The following is a 3,869-nucleotide window of genomic DNA, read 5'->3' on the forward strand; positions in this document are numbered from 1 at the left end:
ACGATTAAATAACTCTCATCAGCTATACTTTCAAAAACAACTTTGCGTATTATATCCGTACTTATGTTGTAAGGTATATTACCAAATATTTTATAGGATTGGTTTTTAGGAAATTTAAACTGCAATATATCCTTGTTTAAAACTTGAAAATTATCGTGATTAACAAGTTTATTTTCTGTAGTCTTGCATAATTTATGGTCTATTTCAATAGCAGTTACGAAATTACACCTTTGTACTAATTCAAGGGTAAAATGCCCTTTTCCTGAGCCAATTTCAAAGATATTATCATGTTCATTTAAGCTTATATTTGTCATTATTTTATCTATATTACGTTTCGAAGTAATAAAGTTTTGACTGTCTTTTATATTTTTTTTGTTCATTATAATCCTCTTTCTTATAAACTTAAAATAATTATAGCACAAGCTCTGATAAATAAGAACATGATGAACGACCGTTAAATTTGTACTGCAATCGGGCGCGATTGTTGAATAAAAGATACGAGAGACCTCTCTTGTATCTTTTTATTTTTGAGTGGTTTTGTCCGTTACACTAGAAAACCGAAAGACAATAAAAATTTTATTTTTGCTGAGTCTGGCTTTCGGTAAGCTAAACAAAACGGACAAAATAAAAATTGGCAAGGGTTTAAAGGTGGAGATTTTTTGAGTGATCTTCTCAAAAAATACTACCTGTCCCTTGCTGATTTTTAAACGAGCACGAGAGCAAAACCCCCCTTTGCTGAGGTGGCAGAGGGCAGGTTTTTTTGTTTCTTTTTTCTCGTAAAAAAAAGAAAGGTCTTAAAGGTTTTATGGTTTTGGTCGGCACTGCCGACAGCCTCGCAGAGCACACACTTTATGAATATAAAGTATAGTGTGTTATACTTTACTTGGAAGTGGTTGCCGGAAAGAGCGAAAATGCCTCACATTTGTGCCACCTAAAAAGGAGCGATTTACATATGAGTTATGCAGTTTGTAGAATGCAAAAAGTGAAATCAGCTGGACTAAAAGGCATGCAATTTCATAATCAAAGAGAGCGAAAAAGTAGAACGAATGATGATATTGACCATGAGCGAACACGTGAAAATTATGATTTGAAAAATGATAAAAATATTGATTACAACGAACGTGTCAAAGAAATTATTGAATCATAAAAAACAGGTACAAGAAAAACGAGGAAAGATGCTGTTCTTGTAAATGAGTTGCTAGTAACATCTGACCGAGATTTTTTTGAGCAACTGGATCCAGGAGAACAAAAACGATTTTTTGAGGAAAGTTATAAATTATTTTCCGAACGATATGGCAAGCAAAATATTGCTTATGCAACAGTTCATAATGATGAGCAAACCCCTCACATGCATTTAGGTGTTGTGCCTATGCGTGATGGAAAACTGCAAGGAAAAAATGTGTTTAATCGTCAAGAACTGTTATGGCTACAAGATAAATTCCCCGAGCATATGAAAAAACAGGGTTTTGAGTTGAAGCGTGGTGAACGTGGCTCTGACCGTAAACATATTGAGACAGCTAAATTTAAAAAACAAACTTTGGAAAAAGAGATTGATTTTCTAGAAAAAAATTTAGCAGTTAAAAAAGATGAATGGACTGCTTATAGCGATAAAGTTAAATCAGATTTAGAAGTACCAGCGAAACGACACATGAAAAGTGTTGAAGTGCCAACGGGTGAAAAGTCCATGTTTGGTTTGGGAAAAGAAATAATGAAAACAGAAAAGAAACCAACCAAAAATGTTGTTATATCGGAGCGTGATTATAAAAACTTAGTGACTGCTGCGAGAGATAACGATAGGTTAAAACAGCATGTTAGAAATCTCATGAGTACTGATATGGCGAGAGAATATAAAAAATTAAGTAAAGAACATGGGCAAGTTAAAGAAAAATATAGTGGTCTTGTAGAGCGATTTAATGAAAATGTAAATGATTATAATGAGTTGCTTGAAGAAAACAAGTCTTTAAAGTCTAAAATAAGCGATTTAAAGCGTGATGTGAGTTTAATCTATGAAAGCACTAAGGAATTCCTTAAGGAACGTACAGACGGCTTAAAAGCCTTTAAAAACGTTTTTAAGGGGTTTGTAGACAAGGTAAAGGATAAAACAGCACAATTCCAAGAAAAACACGATTTAGAACCTAAAAAGAACGAATTTGAACTAACTCATAACCGAGAGGTAAAAAAAGAACGAAGTCGAGATCAGGGAATGAGTTTATAAAATAAAAAAAGCACCTGAAAAGGTGTCTTTTTTTGATGGTTTTGAACTTGTTCTTTCTTATCTTGATACATATAGAAACAACAAGTTTTTATTTTTATAGTTTACATCGCGTTTAAAGTGTTGGTGTGATTGGCTTTATAAGGTTAATGAACCTTTAAAAATCCTTGCACAGAAAAATACCCTATGTTATTGTTTAAGTTACCACACAAAAACAAATTTACATAGGGGGTTTCTGTATTAATTATGTGCAATAATAATAGCATTAATTCAGATGAAAAATCAAGTGTACTAATCGACAAAACAAAAAGTGGAAAAATAAGACCTTGGCGAGAAAAGAAAATGGCAAATGTAGATTATTTTGAACTCTTGCATATTCTTGAATTTAAAAAGGCTGAACGTGTAAAAGATTGTGCAGAGGTACTTGAATATAAAGTGAGTTATGAAACGGGAGAAAAAACGTTATATCGTGTGTGGTTTTGTAAATCTCGATTATGTCCAATGTGCAACTGGAGGAGAGCAATGAAGCATGGTATTCAGTCACAAAAGGTTGTTGCAGAAGTTATCAAACAAAAACCAACAGTTCGTTGGCTTTTCCTTACGTTGACCGTTAGAAATGTTTATGATGGTACTGAATTAAATAAAAGTTTATCGGATATGTCAAAAGGTTTTAATCGTATGATGAAATATAAGAAAATTAATAAAAACTTAGTTGGTTTTATGCGAGCGACAGAAGTAACTGTAAATAATATAGATAATTCTTATAACCAACACATGCATGTGTTGGTTTGTGTAGAAAGCACTTATTTTTATAACACTGAAAACTATGTGAATCAAAAGCAATGGATTCAATTTTGGAAAAGAGCTATGAAATTAGATTATGATCCAAACGTTAAAGTCCAAATGATTCGACCAAAAAATAAACATAAATCTGATATAAAATCAGCCATTGATGAAACTGCAAAATATCCAGTAAAAGATACAGATTTTATGACTGATGACGAAGAAAGAAATTTGCAGCGTTTAGCTGATTTGGAGGAAGGACTTTATCGAAAAAGATTAATTTCATATGGTGGTTTATTAAAGGAAATTCATAAGGAATTAAATCTTGATGACGCAGAAGATGGCGATTTAATACATACAGATGATGAAGAAAAAGCAGATGAAGATGGCTTTTCTATTATTGCAATGTGGAATTGGGAACGGAAAAATTATTTTATTAAAGAGTAATTCAACAAAAGGGCCAAGATTGTTTAAGCAAAACAAGACAAGTTAAGGGGTGCAGTTTACGCACCCCTTAACTTACTTATTAAATAATTTATAGCTATTGAAAAGAGACAAGAATTGCTCAAAGCTAATATTGTTTAAATCGTCAATTCCCGCATGTTTTAAGGATTTGTTAAATTGATTCTTTGTAAATATTTTCTTGTATTCTTTGTTAACCCATTTCATAACGAAATAATTATACTTCTGTTTATCTTTGTACGATATTCTTGATTTTTTTCTATTTAATCTGATAAGCGAGCTATTCACTTTAGGTTTAGGATGAAAATATTCTCTTGGAACCATACTTAATATAGAAATATCAACTTCTGCCATTAAAAGTAACGCCAATGAGCGCTTTGTATTCAATAACCTTTTAGCAAACCCGTATTCC

At 32.1% G+C, this 3,869-nt stretch carries 3 protein-coding genes and 1 pseudogene; 2 read left to right on the top strand and 2 right to left on the bottom strand.

The window, feature by feature from the left end:
* Positions 1 to 380 (bottom strand): 23S rRNA (adenine(2058)-N(6))-methyltransferase Erm(C) (locus tag KA856_RS13730; protein WP_210138780.1); only part of this gene is annotated, 380 nt, incomplete at its 3' end.
* A 572-nt stretch (positions 381 to 952) separates the two neighbouring features.
* On the opposite strand from KA856_RS13730, the pseudogene mobV reads away from it, so the two are divergent.
* Positions 953 to 2,215, top strand: a pseudogene (mobV, locus tag KA856_RS13735) (MobV family relaxase).
* Between the two features lie 243 nt (positions 2,216 to 2,458).
* Positions 2,459 to 3,442, top strand: a complete 984-nt coding sequence (locus KA856_RS13740) for a protein rep (RefSeq protein ID WP_014125933.1) — start codon at positions 2,459 to 2,461, stop codon at positions 3,440 to 3,442.
* Between the two features lie 72 nt (positions 3,443 to 3,514).
* Here KA856_RS13740 and KA856_RS13745 read toward each other — a convergent pair.
* Positions 3,515 to 3,869 (bottom strand): rRNA adenine N-6-methyltransferase family protein (locus KA856_RS13745; protein WP_281060409.1); only part of this gene is annotated, 355 nt, incomplete at its 5' end.

This window comes from Staphylococcus sp. GDB9P120P, assembly GCF_017893435.1.
Taxonomy (GTDB): domain Bacteria; phylum Bacillota; class Bacilli; order Staphylococcales; family Staphylococcaceae; genus Staphylococcus; species Staphylococcus cohnii.